The sequence below is a fragment of the Rhizobium sp. NFR03 genome (genome assembly GCF_900111275.1).
Taxonomy (GTDB): Bacteria; Pseudomonadota; Alphaproteobacteria; order Rhizobiales; family Rhizobiaceae; genus Ferranicluibacter.
The window spans coordinates 570,427-590,399 of the sequence record NZ_FOGR01000003.1 but is presented as its reverse complement, the minus strand read 5'-3'; the positions used below and the strand labels follow the sequence as shown (position 1 = coordinate 590,399).

The window sequence follows — 19,973 nt, the reverse complement described above, 5'->3', positions numbered from 1 at the left end:
TGCACGACCTCTTGCAGGAGAGTTTCTTGTCATACCGTCTGTGCATCAGCGCTATTGCCTTATCGGCCACGACGTTCCTTGCCGGCTGCACTGCGCTGCCGAGTTCGGGACCGTCCTCGGAACAGGTCGAACAACAGGCCGCCCTCAAAGTCGTCAACACGCGGTCGAAGTCGGGGAAGCTTCCCGGTGTCGATTACGCGCTTGTGGATATCAGTGCGGCTGTTCTGGCCAACGTTGCGCAGGCGACGACACCCACCCTGCGGGGTAGTTTCGGCACGCGTCGTGGCGGCGCGCCGAACCTTCCCTTGGGGGTTGGCGATATCATCAGTGTCACCGTCTTTGAATCCCAGTCCGGCGGTCTTTTCATTCCGGCCGATGCCGGTTCGCGCTCCGGCAATTTCGTCACCATGCCCAGTCAGACGATCGACCAGAGCGGTCGCATCTCCATCCCCTATGCCGGTCGGATCCGCGTTGCCGGCCGGACGACCACGGCGGTGCAGGAGGAGCTACAGCAGCTTCTGGCAAATCGCGCCATCGAGCCACAGGTGGTCATCTCCAAGGTGTCCAGCCGCTCGGCTCAGGTTGCCGTCCTCGGTGACGTCAACAGCCCGGCAAAGGTCGAGCTGACGGAAGCCGGCGACCGCATTCTCGACGTTATTTCTCAGGCAGGCGGTCTGAGCACACCGCGTCTGGAGACCTATGTGACGCTGCAGCGGGGTTCGCGGACGGCCACCGTTCTCTACGATTATTTGGTCAACACGCCGGCTGAGAATATCTACGTCATTCCTGGGGATACCGTGATCGTCAATCGCGAGCGGCGTACCTTCCTTGCCTTCGGTGCTGCCGGCCAGAACGGACGCATCGATTTCGAGGATGCGGACCTGACGCTTGGCGAAGCTCTCGGCAAGGCCGGCGGTCTTCTCGACAATCGTGCCGATCCCGAGCAGGTGCTTCTTTATCGCATCGTCGATCGCAACTTCCTGAAGCAGTTGCATGTCGATGTCAGCCGCTACCCGAGCGATCAGATCCCCGTGGTGTTCCGCGCCAATCTGCGCGACCCCTCTGCCATGTTCATGATCCAGAAGTTCCCGATGCAGGACAAGGACATCGTCTACGTCACCAATTCAAAGGCAACGGAGCTGATCAAGTTCCTCGACGTGGTGAACTCGGTCTCCTCGACAGCATCCGGCGTTTCGACCGATGTCGTCAAAACGCGCGATGCCGTGAAGGACCTGTAGGAAGCAACATGCGCAACGGCGTCCGGCAGGGTCGGGCGCTGCTTTCCCGAGATGAGAACAGCCCTGTTCGTGTGAGATGAGCGGGAAGGTTAGATGTCGGTCAGAAGACAATGATGCAAATACAGATGCACGATGGTCGATGGATCTCTCTGAAAAGTGAACTGTAAGTCAAAGACTACATATTATTAAAATTGCTGCGCCGCACAAAACATCTGGTTTTGCATCGTGCATCTGCCATGATGATTGGGAAACAGTTGTTCCGGCGTTGCATCATCAAGGCGTACAGACATTGGATAAGGCCCAAACAAGCGAGTTCCTTCCCTCTCAGAACGAGACGGGAATCGACCTCAACGAGATCGTCTCCATCATCAAGCGGCAGTGGAGGATCGTGGCGCTGTGCGGCGTCCTGATGCTGTTTCTCGGCGCGGCATTCGCCTTTACGGCCACGCCGAAATACACGGCATCCTCGACGCTCTTCATCGACGGCGACAACAAGCAGATCGCCGATCAGCTTCTCTCCGACGGCAATCGCAATTCCGGCTACCCGACCCGGGACGATGATGCGGCGGTGCTGAGCGAGGTGGAGATTCTGCGCTCGGAGCGTGTTGCGACACTTGTGGTCGAACGGCTCGATCTTGCGAACGATCCGGAATTCCAGAAGCAGGCGCCGTCGCTGGTGTCCACCGTCGCAGCAACGCTCAAGTCCATGGTCGGATCGGGCGAGCCGCCAAAAACGCAGGATATCGAGGACCTGAAGCAGAGCATCAAGGATGCCCTGATGCGGAATACCTCCGCATCCCGCGTCGGCCGAACCTACATCCTTGAGGTCGACTATATCTCGCAGTCGCCGGAAACTGCGGCGAAGATCGCCAATGCCATTGTCGATGCCTATCTCGAAGACCAGTACAATTCGAAGTTCGATGCAACGCGGCGCGCCAGCGACTGGCTGCAGACGCGGATCGAGGCGCTTCGTCAGAAATCGCTCGAGAGTGACCTCATCGTTCAGAAATTCCGTGCGGACAAGGGGCTGATAGCCACCGGCGGGGAACTCGTCACCGAGCAGCAGCTGACGCAGATCAACACCAACCTCGTCAAGGCGCAGAATGCGGCAGCCGATGCCAAGTCCAAGTACGACAGCGTTCAGGCAGTCGTGGCGAGCGGCGACATCCGTTCGGCGGTCGTAGGCTCGCTCGATAGCCCCGTGATCAACAAGCTTCAGCAGGAGGCGCTCGACGTCTCCCGGCGCGAGGCTGAAATCTCGAAGCGCTTCGGCCGCGATCACTATCAGGCCGTTCTCCTGCGCTCCAAGCTTCAGGAATATGACGAGGTCATGTTCAAGGAGCTTCGCCGTATTGCCGACACCTACCGGCAGGAATACGAGGTCGCGTCCGCCAGCCAGAAAGCCCTGGAGGGACAGGTCGCGGCCGCAACGACCACCTCGGCCGTCGCCAACGACGATCTCGTTCAACTGCGGGAGTACGAGCGCGCGGCGGAGACCTACAAGACGCTCTACGAGACCTATCTCCAGCGCTTCCAGGAGGCCAGCCAGCGGGAGAGCTTCCCTGTGACGGCAGCGCGCGTGGTGACACGGGCAGAGCCTCCGCAGGATGCGAGCTATCCGAAGAAGCCGCTGATCCTTGTGCTCGCTCTCGTCATGGGTTGCGGCGTCGGCGCGGCAATCGGTGCCTATCGCGAGTTCGGGGAACGGTTTTTCCGCACGGGCGAGCAGGTCCAGAAGGAACTCTCCATGGAGTTCATCGGCCAGATCCCGTTGGAGAAACACGAGTCAGGCGGATCAAAGCTGGATGTGTCCCGCGTCGGGCACCGCGGGGTCTTGAGCAAGTCGAATCTCGATCGCTACATCATCGATCATCCGCTTTCGTCCTTTGCCGAGACGATCCGTGGCGCCAAGATTGCGGCGGACTTCAAGGCAGGCAACAAACCCGGTCGCGTGATCGGGATCGTCTCGGTCCTGCCGCGGGAAGGCAAGTCCACCGTGGCCGTGAATTTCGCCCAGCATCTGGCCAAGCAGGGTTCCCGGACCCTGCTGATCGACGCCGACTTGCGCAATCCGGGCGCAACCCGCGCCATCGGTGCCAACGCCCGCAGCGGCCTCTACGAGGTTCTCAGCGAAAGCCAGTCGGTGGAAGACGTTCTGTTGACCGATGTCGAAACCGGCTTGGTCTTCCTGCCGACCATCATCAAACAGCGTATCCTGTTTTCTGCAGAGCTGTTGTCGTCGGGTGCGATGAACGATCTCCTGGCCTCGTTTGCCAAGACCTTCGATTACATCGTGCTCGATCTTCCGCCTCTCGGCCCGGTGGTCGATGCGCGAGCCATCTCCAGCAAGATCGACAGCTTCCTGATGATCATCGAATGGGGCGAGACCGCACGCCGGATCGTTCGGACCGCGGTCCAGACGCACCCTGCCATCATGAAAAAATGCGCAGGTGTCATTCTCAACAAGGTCGATCTGAGCAAGGTCAAGCTTTACCTTCACCAGGATGAGAACTTTTACCACAACAGTCGCTACGGCGATTACTATCTGGAAAACAAGTAGCGAAAACCCGGCCGGCGCTTCAGAAGGAAGCGCCGGCTAATCGACCGTTATCCAACCGCTCCGGCGGCTACCCGTTCGCGATATCTTCGATCAAACCATCCGCGGTCGCAGCGCGGTCGACAGATCGGGTTCGGAGACGTGCGAGGAGTGCCTCAGGCCTGCGGATAATGTTCGTCGTACCAGTCGACGAACCGGCCGATGCCTTCGGCAAGCGTTACCTTCGGCTGAAAGCGGGTGAGCGCCTTGAGCAGATCGGGCGACGCGTAGGTGCGCTGCATGTCGCCGGGCTGCATCGGCAGGATGTTCTTGACGGCGGTAAGGCCGAGCCGCTGCTCGATCGTTTCGATGAAGGTCAGAAGTTCGATCGGTTGTCCGCCGCCGATATTGACGGTGCGGAAAGGTGCGTGATGGGACAGACTATCGACAACCGCGCCTCCGCGAAGGCGTGATGCTTCAGAGGGAATGGCCTGCGACAGCTGAAGAATGCCATCCACAAGATCGTCGATATAGGTGAAGTCGCGGCTCATGCGCCCTTCGCCATAGACGTCGATCGGCCGTCCCTGGCGAATGGCTTCGACGAACTTGAACAGGGCCATGTCGGGGCGTCCCCACGGGCCATAGACCGTGAAGAAGCGGAAGGCTGTCGTCGGCACCGCAAAGAGATGGGCGTAGCTGTGCGCCATCAGTTCCATGGACTTCTTGGTGGCTGCGTAGAGGGACATGGGCTCGTCCGCGCGATCCTGCTCCTCGAACGGCACCTTTTCATTGGAACCGTAGACCGAAGACGTCGACGCGATGAGCAGGTGCTGGGGCTGGATGTCGCGTGCGATGTCGATGACGTTAAACGAGCCAACAAGATTGGAATCGATGTAGGAGCGGGGCTCCTTCAGACTGTAGCGAACGCCGGCCTGAGCCGCCAGATGGATGATGACATCGGGCCGCGCCGTCTCTGCGGCCGCAGCCAGCGCGGCGCGGTCCTCCAGCCTGCCGACAACCGGGACGAAGCCTTCGAACCGTTCGAGCAGGGCATGCCGCTTTCGCTTCAGTTCCACGTCGTAATAGGGCGTCATCGCGTCGAACCCGACGACCGAATGCCCTTCGCTGACAAGGCGGTGAGCGAGGTGAAAGCCGATGAAGCCAGCGGTTCCGGTAATAAAATAACGCATGTGCATCCCATCAAGGCTTACAAAGACACCGTTGCCGGATCGGAAGGTCCGATCCTGTGCCACGCCATGGGCCTTTAACCCGCATGAGGCGACCTGTCGACATGGTGCAAGGCCGGACGCCGCTTGAAGATAAAAAATATCTAATGTAGACGACGTTAAGGTGATGTCCGGCCGGTTCAGGGAGCCTGCCTGGCAAAGGGACGCGGATGCGTCGCGACAAGGTGTCCGAGAGGTTCCGATGGAGTGCAGTTTGGACCATCCAGCTACCCCGAGGTGTCACCGGGCCTTTCTGCCGAGCGGATGGGGCCCTTTTCCGGTGCAGCTTCCATGACGGGCGAAGCGCAACTTCCCGCGATCGGCACTCCACGAAATGATGCGTGGCGCCGTATGCTGGCTGTCATCCTCGCCCTGTTCGTTGCTCTCTCCCCGCTCGTGGCGCCCGTTGCGACAGCGAGTGACACGCGGCCCGCTTTCCGCGTGGAGAAGGGGGTGAACGTCTTCCCGTTCCTCTGGACGCCGACAGCCCGGAAAAATGGACGGTTTCTCGGTGCAGGCTACGTTCCGGTCGAGTCCTATTTCCCGCTTTCGAACTTTTCAAGCATCAAGGCGATGGGCTTCGACCATGTCCGCCTTCCGGTGAATGTCGGCCCTCTCGTGCTCGCAAATGCGGATGAGCTTCAGGCGCGCGCCGACTACGTCTTTGCCCAGGTCGATGCCATCTCGGCCCTCGGCCTCAAGGTTCTTGTGGATATCCACACGCCGGACAAGGGTCGCAACTCTCCTTACGATGCCCGCTCACTGGTCGAGGAGCCGGGAATGTTCGACGCGCTGAAACGTGTCGTCGCTGCGTTCGCCGAGAGGACGGCCAGCCGTCCCGCGGATCGGGTGGCACTCGAACTCTTCAATGAACCGCAGGTCGAATGCCGGACACCGGGGCTCTGGGAAGGCTATCTGAAGACGCTGGTCTCTGTGGCCCGCCATTCGGCCCCGAATCATACCCTCATCGTCACCGGCTCATGTGGCGGCGGGCTCTTCGGGCTTCTTCGGCTCGATCCCTCGGGTTTCGACGATCCAAACATTCTCTACTCGCTCCATTACTATTCTCCGCCCGAATTCATCTTTCAGGGTTATGCACCGGTGACCCAGGATCTCGCCTCCCGGTATCCACCCGTGTTTCGATGGCCGGCCAATGCCGAGGGAGCGAGCGAATCGATCGCTGCCTTCGGCCAGCACGTTGCCGAACTCTGGAGTGAGCCTTCGTCCTGGGGCCACCTCCTCTCGCAGCTCTGGAAAATCAGCGTCTACTACTACCGTGGCTATGATGCCGGCGACGTGGTTCAAGACTTTGACAAGGCGATCGCTTGGGCCGAACGCTACGATATACCCCCGACGCGCCTGTATCTCGGCGAGTTCGGCGCGCCGAGACCCAAGCCCGGTCTCCTGCCCGAATACAACGCAGATCGGCTCGCCTGGCTGTCTGTGGTGCGCAAGCAGGCCGAGGCGCGTGGAATCCCCTGGGCCTACTGGTGTTACGGCAGCTATTTCGGCCTGTTCGACGAGGTTAGCGGTCAACAGGATGCCGATATGCTCGTCTCGCTGGGTTTGAACCATCCCTAGCGCGCAAAAAGGCGGCCCCGCCGCTTCAAACCATTCCGGATCTTGAGGATTTCATGACGAAGCCCGTCTTACTGCTCCGGTCGGTCGTGGCCAAAGCCAGCCGTGTCAGCCTGTCGATGGCAGGAACGCTGGCGATCGCCGGGTCGAACTTTCTGCTCTCCCTCGTGCTGATCCCGCTGCTTGCGCCAGCGGACTACGGCTTCTTCATCTTCGGACAGGTGTTGACGGCCTTCAGCTACAGCATCGTCAATGCCATGGGCGGAACGCCGCTGTCGATCTCCCTGAACAGGGGGACGCCGGACTGGCAACCGGAATATCTGGCCATCATGAAGGTGGATGCAATTCTGTCCGTGCTCGCCGGCCTTGTTGCTGTCGGGTCCGGCTTTCTCTTCGGAATGCCGCTGCCTGTCACCCTCTTCATGGGTCTGTTCACCTTCGCGGCGGCGCTCCGCTGGGGGTTTCGTTGCGCGGAGTTCGCGCGTCACAGGGTCAAATCGACCGGTATCTCCGACCTGATCTATGCCTGCGTCGTCGTCACCGGCTGCGCCATCATGCATGTCCAGTATCTGGGCGATACGCTCCTCGTGGCAAGCATCACGGTGGCGACGGCTGCCAGTCTGTCGGCGGTGTATCTCTGGCTGACCCTGGAGAAAGTTGGTGGCAGAAGCCGGCTATCGCACTATGGCAGGGTCTGGAGGGGGCAGTCACGATGGGCGCTTCTAGGAGTCATCACCACGGAAATGACCTCCAACGGCCATGCCTATCTGGTGACCTTCATGGCCGGACCGCAAGCCTTCGCACCCATTGCCGTGGCGGCGCTCTTCTGGCGTCCGTTGACGGTCGTCCTGCCATCGCTGATGCTCATCGAGCGGCCGATCATGGCGCGGCAGCTCGCCAAAGGCGACGTGGAAGGCGCGCGGGGAACGGCGAGATCGTTCCTGCGCATCGTCCTGACGATTCTTGCCGGCAATGTCGTTCTGGCGGTCGCCGTCGCCCTCATCTTCCACGACAAGGTCGTGAACCTGCCCTATGAGCCGAGCACCCTCTATGTCGCCTGCGGCCTCTGGTTCATCGTGGTCCTCATCCAGTCGATGCGTATTCCCGCAAGCAGCCTCATCCAGGCGGCGGGGCAGTTCAAGCCGCTTGCAAAAACCAGCCTCATTGCCGCACCCGTGACGATGATGGTCGCGGCAGGCATCATCTACACGATCAGCCCTATCGCCTCGATCGTCGGCATCATCGCAGGCGAGGTGGTTATGACGACGCTCGTCTTTCGTCTGACGCGACGCACGTCATTGCTCGCGCAGGCCGTTTGATGTTTTGGTTGTGGAGAAGCATGGTATCCTCAACCTAAGAGAGCGCATTGATACGGCCTCAAGCATGCGACAGCAGCCCTTTAACGAACTTGGCGGATACCCCACCTTACATTCAAGAAATCTCTTTTAGGTATGTTTAACCTGGGTTAGGTATCGTGATGCGCGAGAAAGAAGGGTCCCGGCAATGCACTGTCAGAACGCCTCGTTGTCAGGGCCAACCCGTCAGAGGGGCGAGTTCTCCCGAATTTCCGCACGCTTTGTCGCCTCTCACCATTCATTCATCGACGGGAAGAATGTTGCAGGATGCCAGAAAGCGTGAGTGTCCTTCCAGCTCCCTCCAAAGAACGCATCGTGCCAGAACAAGCAGAATATGACGACTCGGTAATCGTTGCCGGGGTCAAGGTCACGCGGAAGAGTCGTGCCGAACTGACCGACCATGTCGTGCAGACGACGCTGGACGCAACGCCCCACCCGCCGCGCCTCCTGTTCGATATCAACGGACATGCGGTCGGCCTCTGCCGGTCCGATCGCCGCTATGCGGAAAGCCTGAAACGCGCTGATGTCGTTCATGTCGATAGTGAACCACTGGTCATAGCATCACGCCTGCTCACGACGACCCCCGTCCGAGGCCGCAGCGCAACCACCGACCTTTTCTACGATTTCGCCGAAGGCTTCCAGGCGAACGGCATCTCCTGCTACTTCCTCGGCGCGACCGACGCCGTCATCGAGGAATGTGTCGCCCGCATGAAGTTCCTCTACCCGGACCTGGTGATCGCCGGTTATCGCAACGGCTATTTCGACGAGGCCGCACTGCCGGCCATCGTCGCCGACATCAACACGACGAAGGCGGATATCCTGTGGGTCGGCCTTGGCAAACCGAAAGAGCAGTTCGTTTCGCTCGCAATGCGGGAGTCCTTCGAAGGCCGCTGGATCGTCACATGCGGTGGTTGCTTTGATTTCGCTGCAGGCCATTACCAGCGTGCACCGATATTCCTGCAGAAGATCGGGCTGGAATGGCTGCACCGTATGGTGCTGCGCCCGAGGCAGCTATTCTGGCGTTATCTCACGACGAATCCCGTCGCGCTTTATGCCGCACTGCGGTACACCCGTCGCACCGAAGCGTCCGCTCCTAAAGCGTAAGTCTACTATTACCTATTGAAAACGTTGGAAAATAAACCTTTCGGACAAATTTTTTTTGCATTGCAACGAAACTATGCGATAGCTTCCTACTAAATGAGATTAGAATATTCGGATGCAGGCATGCTGATCAAGCCTGTTCATTCGAGAACGGTCTTTAATGACCCTCCCTGAGGTCGTGGCACGTGCGCACCGCGCTGCTCCCGACGTCTTGACGAGCATGTTCTGTCTTGGTTCGAAGTGTTACAGGGAGCAATCGTATGGTCGAACAGTCGAAGACTGTCGATACGAGCCGCAAGGTCGTGAACATTCTTGGTATTCGTGGCATTCCTGCAGCTCATGGCGGCTTTGAGACCTTCGCGGGGCGCCTTGCTCCCTATCTCCTCGAGCAAGGTTGGACGGTAAACGTCTATTGCCAGGAAAATGGAACGGCCGACTACGAAGATGATTGGAACGGCATACATCGCATCCATATTTCCAGCGACGCGACAGGCTCGAAGGGGAGCGTTATCTTCGACCGGAAGTGCGTTGCCGACGTCTGCCGACGGCCGGGGATCGATCTCGTCCTTGGCTACAACACCGCCATCTTCAACACGCTGCAGAGGCTCAGGGGCCGCAAGGTCCTGATGAACATGGACGGCGTGGAGTGGCGCCGGGACAAGTGGTCGTTTCCGGTGAAAATCTGGCTGTACGCCAATGAATTCATCGGGGCCAACATCAGCAATGTCGCCATCGCCGATCACCCGGAGATCGCACGCCACTTGCGCCGCCACGGCTGCAGCAAGGCGGTCATGATTCCCTATGGAGCCGACAAGATCGAGGCCGCGCCCGAGGACCTGATCGAGCGGTACGGCCTGAAGAGCGGCCAGTATCTCATTTCCATTGCGCGCGCCGAGCCGGAGAACTCGATCCTGGAGATCGTGAGCGCCTTTTCGAGCAAGAGGCGCGGCCTCAAGCTCATGGTTCTCGGCAATTTCTCGCCGGACAATGCCTATCACCGCAAGGTCCAGGCTGCGGCGTCGGACGAGGTCATCTTTCCCGGCGGCATCTACGAGCCCGAGATCGTATCGGCTTTGCGCTATCATGCACTGGCCTATCTTCACGGCCATCAGGTCGGCGGCACCAACCCCTCGCTCGTCGAGGCGCTTGGCGCCGGCAACCCGATCATCGCCCATGACAACCGCTTCAATCGCTGGGTCGCCGGCGATCGGCAGTTCTATTTCGACAGCCAGCCAGCGCTCGAAGCGCTTATCGATCGCATCGGCTCCGGCCTCGACCTCAAACAGGCAGGGGCTGCCGCCTCGGCGCGGCATCAGGCGGAATTCACCTGGCTGAAGGTGAACGCTGCCTACGAGGCGCTGCTTTCGAAGTGCCTGTGACCATGAAGACATCGATCATGACCCAAGACAGGCCGGGGAGCCGCGTTTGAAAATTCTCTGCGTACATCCGAACGTCGAACTTTACGGTTCGGACAGGAGCTTTCTCCAGGTCCTCGAGGCCGTGAGGGCCGCCGACCCAGACGGCTCGCTCGATGTGCGCCTTTTGGGTGAGGGGCCGATCACGCCGCATGTCGAGCGCGCCTCGACCCGCATTCTCAACGGACCCATGTGGGTCCTGCGGAAAGCTGACCTGAAGCGGATCGTGCTGACGGCGCCCGTCAGTTTTCCTCTTGCCGTGCTGCGGGCCCGCAAGGTGATCCGCGAGTCGGGATGCGATCTGCTCTATATCAGCACGCTGGTGCCGTTCGACTATCTGGTCGCCGCCCGTTTCTTCAAAGGCCCGACGATCTGCCATGTCCACGAGATCCCGACGGGCAAGGCGATGGCGATCTTCTCGCGTGTTCTCGCCTTCAGTCGCAGCCGGGTCATCTTCAATTCGAAGGCCACGAGCGATGCCTTTGCCGTCCCGGCAAAGGCATCGCAGTCGGTTATCTATAATGGAGTGGCGGCGCCCGCAGTGCAGTCCGAAATCCCGGCTTCCGGACCGCTCAAGGTCCTCCTGATCGGCCGCTTCAACGCCTGGAAGGGCCAGCAGGTCTTGGTCAAGGCAATCGCGGCCTTGGCTCCTGAAATTCGCGATCGCGTTGAGGTTCGTCTGGTCGGTGGCGTTTACGGCGGGCAGGATCACTTCGTCGATGATATCAGGACGCTGATTGTGGCGTCCGGCCTGGAGCGCTCCGTTACCATCCATCCGTTTGTCGATGACCCGTCCGAGCATTTCCTCTGGAGCGACGTCGTGGCGGTTCCCTCGACGCTTCCCGAACCCTTCGGTCGCGTCGCCATTGAGGGGATGAGCTATCATCGGCCCGTCATCGCCGCCGACCACGGAGGCCTCTCGGAAATCGTCGCGCCTGGCGAGACCGGGTTCCTGGTGACGCCGGGGAGCGACACTGCGCTGGCAACGGCCCTGACCGCGCTCGTTATCGACAGGCCCCTCTGCAAGGCGATGGGGGATCGTGGTTTCGAGCGATTCGAGGCGCTTTTCTCCGAGGAAGCCTATGGCCGGAGCATGGTGGCGGCCTTCGGACTGGACACACCAAGAAGCGGATCGCGGACATGACCATCGACAACCTCTTCATCGGCTTGATCACCTTTCGGCGACCTAAGGGGCTTCGTCGGGCGCTGGAAGGCATCGCTGCCCTGACCTTCGAAACCACGCCGCCGCCGATAACCGTGATTGTCGTCGACAACGATCGGGATGGTCCGATGGCCGGACTGATCGAGGAGATGCGCCCGTCGTTTCCCTTTCCCATCACCTATGCCGTTCATCCGGAATCGGGCATTCCCTTCGCACGCAACCGTGTGGTTGCAGAGACGAAAGGCGCGGATGGGGTTATTCTCTTCATTGATGATGACGAATATCCGGAACCTGAGTGGGCGGACCAGTTGCTGACGAAATACCGCGCCACCGGTGCCGAGGCGATCCTTGGGCCGGTCATCTCGGAATTCGAGACGACTCCACCGCAATGGGTGTCGCAGGGCGGCTTCTTCGTCGCTCAGGATTTTGCCGATGGCGGTGTGGTTCCCTTCGGAAACACAGCCAATATCCTGATCGACCTGAAGGTCTTCAAAGCCTTCGGCCTGCAGTTCGACCCCCGCATGCGGTACACGGGCGGAACGGATACCCTGCTCGGCATGATGATCCACAAGAAGGGCGGGCGGATGCTTTGGGCAAGCAATGCCCGGGTTCGCGAGATCGTCCCTGGATCGCGCGTGTCATCGAAGTGGCTGATCTCGCGCAAGTTCCGCGAGGGCAACACCTATGTGCTCTCCGAAAAGCTGTCGGGATGCTCGACCAAGCGGCAGGTCTCCCTGTTCCTATCGGGTATGGCACGTATTGGCGCAGGCGCGATCCTGTCCGTGGCGGCGCTGCCATTCGGCACGGCGACGAGGGTCAAGGCCGTCTCGCGCGCCGCACGCGGTCTCGGCATGCTGAACGCATTCGCCGGACGCAGGTACAACGAATACAAGACGATCCACGGATCGTAAGGGCCACGCGCCAAAAGGAAACGGACAGTGGATGCTTTCCTGCACCGCATTTTCGCGGCTCTTCTGCGGCTGGTCGGCAAGACCTATGCGATGTCACCCGAGCTTCCCGCCGGCTTCCTGGTTCACACGCTCGTGCGCCGGCTCACCTGGCTTTTGCGGGCGCTACTCCGGGGACGGTACAAGGTCTTCATCGGCCCGGGCGTGAAAATGCGCGGCGGCAGCCGCATCAGGATAGGCCGGTTTTCCACCATCGGCGCCCACTGCCAGCTCGATGGCTACGGGCGCGAGGGGCTCGTGCTCGGTGAGCGCGTGAACATCGGCGACTATACGATCATCGGCATCACCAACCACCCGAGCCAGCTGGGCAAGGGCCTGAAGATTGGCTCCGACAGTGGCGTCGGGCAGTATTCCTATTTCGGCGCGCTCGGCGGCATCGAGATCGGGAGCAACGTGATCATGGGGCAGTATGTCTCGTTCCATGCCGCGAGCCATGTTTTCGACCGTACGGATATCCCGATCCGCATGCAGGCTTCGACCGATCTCGGCATCCGAATCGATGACGATGTCTGGGTCGGCTCCAAAGTGACGTTTCTCGATGGTGCCCATGTCGGTGCGCACAGCGTGGTCGCCGCCGGCGCCGTGGTGCGCGGCACCTTTCCGCCCTATTCGGTCATCGGCGGCGTGCCGGCAAAGCTGCTGAAGAGCCGCTTGAGCGATACGTCGCTGAACGAGACACCCACGACCTAAATCGATCACTCCGCGTCTTGTCTCCGTCAGGACTCTCGGAGAGCACCGGCGATCGCGTCCCAGAGTGGTTTCTTCGCAAGGTTGTCATCGAGAGGCAGCGGGCGAAGCGTCTGGCCCTTCGGCGGTTGTTGCTTAGGATCTTCCGGAACCCAGAAATAGCGGTCGCTGAGACCCCAGCTGAGAATGCCGGCAAGCGCCTTGCAGTCCAGGGCGACATCCAGAAACCGGCGGCCGAGAGCTGCGACGTCCGCATCGCGCAAAGCGGGATCGGAGGGTCCCTTCCGGTCGGTGATGTCGAATTCGGTGATCGTAACCTTCAGCCCCATCCCGGCGATCTCTGCGAGAAATCCGGCAAAGACATCTTCATCGAACGCTGTGTCGAACGCGATGAGATGTCCCTGGATCCCCACCATGTCGATGGGAACATTGCGGGCGAGGAGCCCTTCGAGCAGAAGCAGCATGGCCCTGCGGCGAGCGCCGTACCAGCTTCCCGACATCTCGACGCCATAGTCGTTGTAGGCGAGAACGGCATTGGGCGCGACGGCGCGCGCATGGTGAAAAGCGTCGTCAATATAGGTGTCGCCGAAGGCCTTGAACCAGGGCGAGCTGATCCTGCGGCCGAGAAAGTCGCCCTCTTCAGGCGCGACCGCCTCGTTCACAACGTCCCAGACGGGAATGCGGCTGCCGTATCGTCGCATTGCCGTCTCGATATAGTCGAACATATGCGTCTTCATGGAGGGCTCTTCCGTGAGAGCCGCCTCCAGCCATGCAGGGTTCGCAAGATGCCAGACCAGCGTATGCCCGCGCATCAGCATGCCGTGCGCCTGCGCGAAGTGCGAAAGCCGGTCGGCACCGCTGAAGTCGAAGCGACCGGGTGAGGGTTCGGTGATGATGCGCTTCAACTCGTATTCGGGAACGATAGCGTTGCAATCTGCGACGACCGCCGCCGTGAAATCGGGATCCTCGGTGATCTGCCCGCTTTTCATCGCGCAGCCGTAGAAAAGCCCGCGCCGGGCGGCGAGGTCGCGCAGGCTTTCCGTGCTCTTCTCAGCGGAGCGTGTGGTTCTTTCGGGCGAGGGGAGGATGGGATCATTCGCGAGCGCGTACCCGGCGGGGGAGACGCCGGTGCCTGTGCCTGCATTGCCTCCGGCTATGCTCCCGGCGATACTGAGCCCCGCGCCTGCGAGGAGCTGCCGTCTGAGAAATCCTGTCATGCGGTTGTCTTTCGTCTGCGCCCGACTGCCCGGTCCGCAAGACGGCGATAACCGTCGCCGTTCAAGAGCAGCTGGAGCGCGACCCGAAGGGCGAGCTTCGGGGCGTAGGCGCCGCTGATGACGGCTTTTCCGTAGAGGCGCCAGGCTTTAAGCGGTTCCGTCCGCACGAGCGTCTTGGCGACATGCCAGCCGCAATAGCCTGCATAGGCGCGATGCGAAATCTGACCGCGCAGGTCGTCAAGCCATGCAAACCGCGCCCGGCTCGCCGCATCTGAGGACGATAGACGATCGGTGCTCCTTTCGTCCGACCAGACGGCGCCCGGCGTCGGGGCCATGACGAAGCGGCATCCAGCCAGCGAGAGCCGAATTGCAATATCGGTGTCGTCTCCGAAGCCGACATCCGTTCGATAGGGCACGGCGAGTGCCCAGGAGCGGGGAACCACAAGGGTGCTCGTCTGCACGAACCCGCCGCGGCAGACGAGATAATCGGCCATGGCCTCGCCGTCCCGAATGCCACGGTGCGGCTTCACGAAGGTCCGGTTATCTCCGCGGTCGGCGATGACCTGCGTGTAAGCGGCTGTGTCCGGCTGAGCTGCGAGAAGCCCGACCATGGTCGCGAGATGGTGGGGCAGGAAGCGATCATCCGAATCGAGAAAGGCGACGAGCGCGCCCCGGGCCTCCTGAACGCCGCGATTGCGCGCCGATGACGCACCCTCGTTCTCCTGCCGGACGAGCCGGATGCGGGGGTCGCCGACGGCTTCGATGGCAGCGTGGCAATCGTCCGAGGACCCGTCGTCGACGATGACGACTTCGAAGTTCTGGAACGATTGCGCCAGCACCGATTCCAGTGTCGCGGCGATACGGTGCGCCCTGTTGAAGAGCGGAATGACGACGCTGACCTGCGGGTTCATGCGCGTGCGCATTGTCTAATTGTCCAGAACGATGCGCGGACCCGTGCCCGGTATTCGCTTCCGGTGGAGGAATGCCACCTGAATGGCGATCAGCATGATGACCCAAACCTGTCGGTCGCGGTTCATGATGTGCGTTTCCAGAAGATTGTAGATAACGGCGAAGAGCCAGATCCCGAAGTAGAGCCCGTTGATCTTCCTCCAGACCGGGTCGGCCATGACGAAAGAATAGAACGGCACGACGACGAACATGATGACCGTCAACACCAGACCCGGCACGCCGGTGGTCACCAGCATTTCGAGGTAGCCGTTGTGCGAATGGGCGATGCCGAAGAGCCAGGGCATGTCGCCGCCGATGCGCAGGATCGGCGAATCCTGTCCGATCAGCCAGAAGGATCCGAAGCCGGCACCGGTCATCGGATACTCCTCGACATAGCGCAGCACGATGTCCCAGATGGCCACGCGGCCGGTGAACGAGGTCGGATCGTCGAAAATCTGCGCGAGCAGAGGCGTGAAGATCATGGCGAAGACGGCAAGCCCCGCAATGAACAGGAAGATGCTTGCGAAGAGAAGGAACTTCTGCCGTTCCGTGCGAAAGGCGTGGTTGTACATGATGCCGGCCAGCAGGCAGGGCATGACGATGCCGAGTGAGGTCTTGCCGCGGGTACCCAGCAGAAAGATGATGGAGAGCACCAGAAGAACCGCCGACTTCCAGCTGCGTGTGAGAAAGGCGTGATACCCAAAGACGATGGCCGAAAGCGCGGTCACCGCCGAAGCGATGTTCTTGTGCGGCATAAGCCCGTGCCATGCGCCGATAAGGGCTGTATCCAGCTCCCCTTCGGAATGAATGGCATAGCCCGGCAGGAGAACGACCGAGAGCATGTTGGCGACGACGAAGAAGGCGAGGATCCGGTAGAGCAGTTGGGTAACCCGAAGCGGCCCGAGGGCGGCGACGATGGTGATGGTCGCGAAGATGATGATGGTCGCGAGAATGGCGCGGCGCAGTGAAATATCCGGAACGATGGCCCAGGAGGTGCTGCAGAAGCACCAGACGATGACGATGAAGACGGACAGAGGAAAAGGCGCGACGACGTTGCTCAGCCCGTGGCGCGCGGCGATCAGGAAGAGCAGGACGGCAATGCCGATATAGAAGATCTGCCGGCTGGAATCGCCTTCGCCGCTTTCAAGTACAAGGCTCGTCATGTCGCTGACGCCGGTATTGACCGCAATCAGTGTTCCGTCGGTGAAAACATAGGCCAGGAAGGCACACAGCATCAATTCGAGAACGCGCCGGAGCCACAGCGGCTCTCTGGAATGTGCCGCGCTACCAAACACCGGCGTCGAATAGGCCGGGACGTTACTTGTACTCATGGACCCTGCCTCCATAGAAACCGTAAAACTTCCCGGCCGCGCGCGCTGCCGAGAACAATCCGTCGGCACGGTGCTTCCCGCTCACCGCCCGCAGTGGCAGAAGCGCGAGGCTGACCGCGAGGCCGAGAACGGCCTTGCCCATCGTGCGCATGCGACCAAGGCGCCCTGCGCCGTGGCGCAGCTGAATGCGGGCATCGGTCGAGCCGATGCGCAGGCCTCGCTGCAGAAGCCATCGCGCCCGCGTGCGCTCGCGTGGCACGCTCTCGAAAATCAGGGCGCCGGGCGCCCAGGCAAATTGCCGCCCGCCCGCCTTCAGCCGCGTAAAAAGCTCGACATCCTCGCCGCCGGTGAGGTTGAAGGCGAGATCGAACCAAGGGGGGCCGGCAGTCTCGATGCATGTGCGCGTCAGGAGCACGTTATTGCTGGCCCAGATGATCGGGCAGAGGCCTTCGGGCCGCGGTTCCGGCTGAAACAAGCGGGCGCGACGCACCCAGCTTCTGTGATTGTCTTCAAAGATCGACGCGACGGGAGCGCCGACGATATCCGCGCCGGTGGCTATCTGCACGCGCAACAGTTCGCCAAGCCAGTTTGCATCCGGCCATTCGTCGTCATCGATCATTGCCAGATGGGTGAAGTCTTCATGGGCAAGGGCGTGGGCAAAAAGCGCGTTGCGGACATGGGCGAGCCCCTTGGCGGAAACGGTTATGGCTTGCAGGGGAAAGGGATAGGAACCGGCCGAAAGTGCCGCAACGACCTCGCCGCCCTGCCGCCCCTCGGCATCGTTGTCGGCGACAAGCACCGCGACCGGCACCGCGATATCCAGCTGAGCGATCCGTAACAACAGACGTTCAAGCTCGGCGGGGCGCCGGTAGGTCGGAATGGCGATGAGCACGGCGGTCCTCATGCGTCTCTACCAAATGTCAGGCAAACGTCTTCCATGTCCGAGCGCAAATTCCGTCGATAAAACAAATTTCATATGTATCTAATTGAGTTACACGATAAACTCGATGAGGCAAGTGTCAAACAAATGCTGCCACGCCTTCCTTTGCGCTGGAGACTGCTTATGCTCTTGGAACACGATGTTTCGACGCGAACCTTATCGCGCCCGGAGCAAGGAAGAGCCCTGCATGATTCGGGAATTTATCGCGGTGATATCGACGGATTGCGCGCAGTGGCGGTCCTCATCGTGCTTCTGTTCCATACGGGGATCAGTCCGTTGCGTGGCGGCTTCGTCGGGGTCGATGTCTTCTTCGTCATTTCGGGTTACCTGATCACCAAGGCCGTCTGGCACGAGCTGCAGCACGGGACGTTCTCTCTTGTGAGCTTTTACGAGCGGCGAACACGGCGCATTTTCCCGGCGCTTGTCGTTACCATTGCGGTCACGCTCCTCTGCGCGCCGCTGATCCTGTTTCCCAGCGAGCGCATGACGACGATCTGGACAGGGCTTGCTGCCCTGACATCGTTCTCCAATATCTATCTTGCCTTCGAAACGCTTGGAAAGTCCGGCTATTTCGCAGCTGATGCCTATAGCCAGCCGCTGGTCCATACCTGGTCGCTCGGCGTTGAGGAACAGTTCTACCTCGTCTTCCCGCTGATTCTCCTTGCCGTGTCCGGTCTGGGTCGCTGGCGCGCCGGGGCCGTGGTTGCCGCCACCGCGCTGGCAAGCTTCCTGTTCGGCGTCTGGTTGACGGGTGCCAACCGCGATCTCGCATATTATGTGCCACTCTCACGTGCCTGGGAGCTCATCGCCGGCGCCCTTCTTGTTTTCGCGCCATTACCCCGTCTGCCGGCGCGTATGCGTGACGGCGTGGCGATCGTCGCCCTCGCATTGATTCTCGCCAGCGCCTACCGGTTCCATGGCGGCTTGCCGTTCCCCGGCGTCATCGCGGTTGCGCCCGTGGCCGGTGCTGTGCTTCTGATCGCGATCGGCAGCATGGGCGGATCCTGTGTCACGCGGCTCCTCGCGCTGCCGCCCTTCGTCGGAATCGGCAAAATCTCCTATTCTCTCTATCTCTGGCACTGGCCGATCTTCGTGGGCGTTGCGCTGGTGACCGGACGGGCGCCCACGGTGCCGGAAGCCGCCGGCCTTGTTCTGGCGAGCCTTGTCGCCGCCTATCTCTCATGGCGCTTCGTGGAACAGCCTTTCCGAAAACGCCAGATCGGCCGCACGGCGCGGTCATTGTGGATGCAGGCCGGGGCGGCCTGCTGCCTCTGCTGCCTTGTCGGCCTCGGTATCCTGTATGCCACGGCCAAGGCACCTCAGACGGAGAGCGATCGCCTTGCCGCCTACATCACCTACGACGACCGGGCGGTTTACCGGCGCGGAACCTGTTTCCTGATAGGCTACCAGCAGACAGTGGCGGATTTCGCCTCGCCGGATTGCCTCGCGCCCTCCACGGTCAAGCCGAACATTCTCGTGATGGGCGACAGCCATGCCGCCCATCTCTCAAGCGGGTTCGATGCCGCCTTGCCGAAGGCGCATGTGATGCAGGCCACATCGAGCGGATGCGAGCCTCTGGTCGGCGCGAGGGGCGATCCGAGTTGCATCGAGCTGATGCAGACAATGTTCGAGCAGTTTCTGCCGCAGAACAAGCCGGATGTGCTCATCCTCTCCGCGCGCTGGGCAGACTACGATCTGCCACTGATCGCCGAAACCCTTCGGCAGGTGAAGGACAAGGCGGGCACGGTGGTCGTCTCCGGCCCCATCGTCGAATATCAGCGGCCGCTGGCGCGCCTCCTCGCTCAGGTGGCGAGCGGCCGTAGCGAAGCGCTTCTCGTCGATAGCCGGATGACGGATCAGGCGCAGCGGGACCGTGACCTTCAGGCATTGGTCGAGGCTGCCGGAGCCGTCTACGTCTCGCCCTATCGTCTCCTCTGCCCGAACCCGGATGCCGCCTGCACGACGATGGCCGGCGATGTCCCCCTGCAATGGGACTACGGGCATCTGACGGCGGAAGGCTCGAAGGCCTTGGCACAAGCCATCATCGCCACAGGCGCCATCCCCGGGGCACAAACATGGCAGGTGAAGGCGCCATGACGTACCGATAGCGGGGAAGACCGAAGGGATATGGCCATCTGTTTTCGCGGATCGGGCAGAAATTGATGAGCCATATCAAAGAGACTGCCGTTTTTACCGGAGCCTGTTTTTCCCCGCGCGGTGCCAGAGCCCGATAGTGCCCATTGACCGGAGCGAGACCAGCGGCGGGACGAC

15 protein-coding genes are annotated in these 19,973 nt (G+C 61.0%); 10 read left to right on the top strand and 5 right to left on the bottom strand.

Going from position 1 to position 19,973, the window contains the following annotated elements; genetic code table 11:
• The first annotated feature begins 26 nt into the window (after nt 1-26).
• A complete protein-coding gene (locus BSG19_RS12520; RefSeq protein ID WP_244529219.1) occupies nt 27-1,238 on the top strand; it encodes a polysaccharide biosynthesis/export family protein in 1,212 nt (403 codons plus the stop codon).
• 289 nt (nt 1,239-1,527) lie between these two features.
• Complete coding sequence (locus BSG19_RS12515; RefSeq protein ID WP_170865947.1) at nt 1,528-3,798, top strand: polysaccharide biosynthesis tyrosine autokinase; 2,271 nt, start codon at nt 1,528-1,530, stop codon at nt 3,796-3,798.
• 152 nt (nt 3,799-3,950) lie between these two features.
• Here the strand turns inward: BSG19_RS12515 and BSG19_RS12510 are convergent, their stop codons facing one another.
• Entirely contained in the window at nt 3,951-4,964 is a 1,014-nt protein-coding gene (locus tag BSG19_RS12510; protein WP_092988239.1) for an NAD-dependent epimerase/dehydratase family protein, read from the bottom strand.
• 327 nt (nt 4,965-5,291) lie between these two features.
• On the opposite strand from BSG19_RS12510, the gene BSG19_RS12505 reads away from it, so the two are divergent.
• The 7 genes from BSG19_RS12505 to BSG19_RS12475 all read left to right on the top strand — a co-directional run bounded on the left by BSG19_RS12505 (nt 5,292) and on the right by BSG19_RS12475 (nt 13,269).
• Nucleotides 5,292-6,581, top strand: coding sequence for a glycoside hydrolase family 5 protein (locus BSG19_RS12505; RefSeq protein ID WP_170865946.1), 1,290 nt, complete (start codon nt 5,292-5,294; stop codon nt 6,579-6,581).
• A 53-nt stretch (nt 6,582-6,634) separates the two neighbouring features.
• Nucleotides 6,635-7,897 carry a polysaccharide biosynthesis protein gene (locus BSG19_RS12500; RefSeq protein WP_092988235.1) on the top strand — a complete coding sequence of 421 codons (1,263 nt, stop codon included), beginning with the start codon at nt 6,635-6,637 and terminating at the stop codon, nt 7,895-7,897.
• A 351-nt stretch (nt 7,898-8,248) separates the two neighbouring features.
• Nucleotides 8,249-9,037 (top strand): WecB/TagA/CpsF family glycosyltransferase, encoded by a 789-nt coding sequence (locus tag BSG19_RS12495; protein ID WP_210185388.1) that lies wholly within the window; start codon nt 8,249-8,251, stop codon nt 9,035-9,037.
• Nucleotides 9,038-9,294: 257 nt separating this feature from the next.
• Complete coding sequence (locus BSG19_RS12490; protein WP_092988231.1) at nt 9,295-10,413, top strand: DUF1972 domain-containing protein; 1,119 nt, start codon at nt 9,295-9,297, stop codon at nt 10,411-10,413.
• A gap of 46 nt (nt 10,414-10,459) precedes the next feature.
• On the top strand, nt 10,460-11,593 hold the full coding sequence (locus BSG19_RS12485; RefSeq protein ID WP_092988229.1) for a glycosyltransferase: 1,134 nt from the start codon (nt 10,460-10,462) through the stop codon (nt 11,591-11,593).
• Nucleotides 11,590-12,522 (top strand): glycosyltransferase family 2 protein, encoded by a 933-nt coding sequence (locus BSG19_RS12480; RefSeq protein ID WP_092988227.1) that lies wholly within the window; start codon nt 11,590-11,592, stop codon nt 12,520-12,522. The genes BSG19_RS12485 and BSG19_RS12480 overlap by 4 nt, the downstream gene beginning before the upstream one ends.
• Before the next feature lie 27 nt (nt 12,523-12,549).
• Nucleotides 12,550-13,269 (top strand): acyltransferase, encoded by a 720-nt coding sequence (locus BSG19_RS12475; protein WP_092988225.1) that lies wholly within the window; start codon nt 12,550-12,552, stop codon nt 13,267-13,269.
• Between the two features lie 26 nt (nt 13,270-13,295).
• On the opposite strand, the gene BSG19_RS12470 is transcribed toward BSG19_RS12475, so the two are convergent.
• The 4 genes from BSG19_RS12470 to BSG19_RS12455 are packed head-to-tail and all read right to left on the bottom strand — an operon-like array spanning nt 13,296 to nt 17,666.
• Nucleotides 13,296-14,483 carry an endo-1,4-beta-xylanase gene (locus tag BSG19_RS12470; protein WP_092988223.1) on the bottom strand — a complete coding sequence of 396 codons (1,188 nt, stop codon included), beginning with the start codon at nt 14,481-14,483 and terminating at the stop codon, nt 13,296-13,298.
• On the bottom strand, nt 14,480-15,406 hold the full coding sequence (locus BSG19_RS12465; protein WP_092988221.1) for a glycosyltransferase family 2 protein: 927 nt from the start codon (nt 15,404-15,406) through the stop codon (nt 14,480-14,482). Before BSG19_RS12465 ends, BSG19_RS12470 begins: the two co-directional genes overlap by 4 nt.
• Before the next feature lie 3 nt (nt 15,407-15,409).
• Complete coding sequence (locus BSG19_RS12460; RefSeq protein WP_170865945.1) at nt 15,410-16,762, bottom strand: O-antigen ligase family protein; 1,353 nt, start codon at nt 16,760-16,762, stop codon at nt 15,410-15,412.
• On the bottom strand, nt 16,749-17,666 hold the full coding sequence (locus BSG19_RS12455) for a glycosyltransferase family 2 protein (protein ID WP_092988490.1): 918 nt from the start codon (nt 17,664-17,666) through the stop codon (nt 16,749-16,751). Before BSG19_RS12455 ends, BSG19_RS12460 begins: the two co-directional genes overlap by 14 nt.
• Before the next feature lie 72 nt (nt 17,667-17,738).
• On the opposite strand from BSG19_RS12455, the gene BSG19_RS12450 reads away from it, so the two are divergent.
• A complete protein-coding gene (locus BSG19_RS12450; RefSeq protein WP_092988217.1) occupies nt 17,739-19,799 on the top strand; it encodes an SGNH hydrolase domain-containing protein in 2,061 nt (686 codons plus the stop codon).
• The last annotated feature ends 174 nt before the right edge of the window (nt 19,800-19,973 follow it).

What these genes read in the sequence shown, in the direction of transcription:
- BSG19_RS12510 (WP_092988239.1), bottom strand. Translation starts at nt 4,964, where the DNA reads ATGCGTTATTTTATTACCGGAACCGCTGGCTTCATCGGCTTTCACCTC.
- BSG19_RS12505 (WP_170865946.1), top strand. Translation starts at nt 5,292, where the DNA reads ATGACGGGCGAAGCGCAACTTCCCGCGATCGGCACTCCACGAAATGAT.
- BSG19_RS12500 (WP_092988235.1), top strand. Translation starts at nt 6,635, where the DNA reads ATGACGAAGCCCGTCTTACTGCTCCGGTCGGTCGTGGCCAAAGCCAGC.
- BSG19_RS12490 (WP_092988231.1), top strand. Translation starts at nt 9,295, where the DNA reads ATGGTCGAACAGTCGAAGACTGTCGATACGAGCCGCAAGGTCGTGAAC.
- BSG19_RS12480 (WP_092988227.1), top strand. Translation starts at nt 11,590, where the DNA reads ATGACCATCGACAACCTCTTCATCGGCTTGATCACCTTTCGGCGACCT.
- BSG19_RS12470 (WP_092988223.1), bottom strand. Translation starts at nt 14,483, where the DNA reads ATGACAGGATTTCTCAGACGGCAGCTCCTCGCAGGCGCGGGGCTCAGT.
- BSG19_RS12465 (WP_092988221.1), bottom strand. Translation starts at nt 15,406, where the DNA reads ATGCGCACGCGCATGAACCCGCAGGTCAGCGTCGTCATTCCGCTCTTC.
- BSG19_RS12460 (WP_170865945.1), bottom strand. Translation starts at nt 16,762, where the DNA reads ATGAGTACAAGTAACGTCCCGGCCTATTCGACGCCGGTGTTTGGTAGC.
- BSG19_RS12455 (WP_092988490.1), bottom strand. Translation starts at nt 17,666, where the DNA reads ATGAGGACCGCCGTGCTCATCGCCATTCCGACCTACCGGCGCCCCGCC.
- BSG19_RS12450 (WP_092988217.1), top strand. Translation starts at nt 17,739, where the DNA reads ATGTATCTAATTGAGTTACACGATAAACTCGATGAGGCAAGTGTCAAA.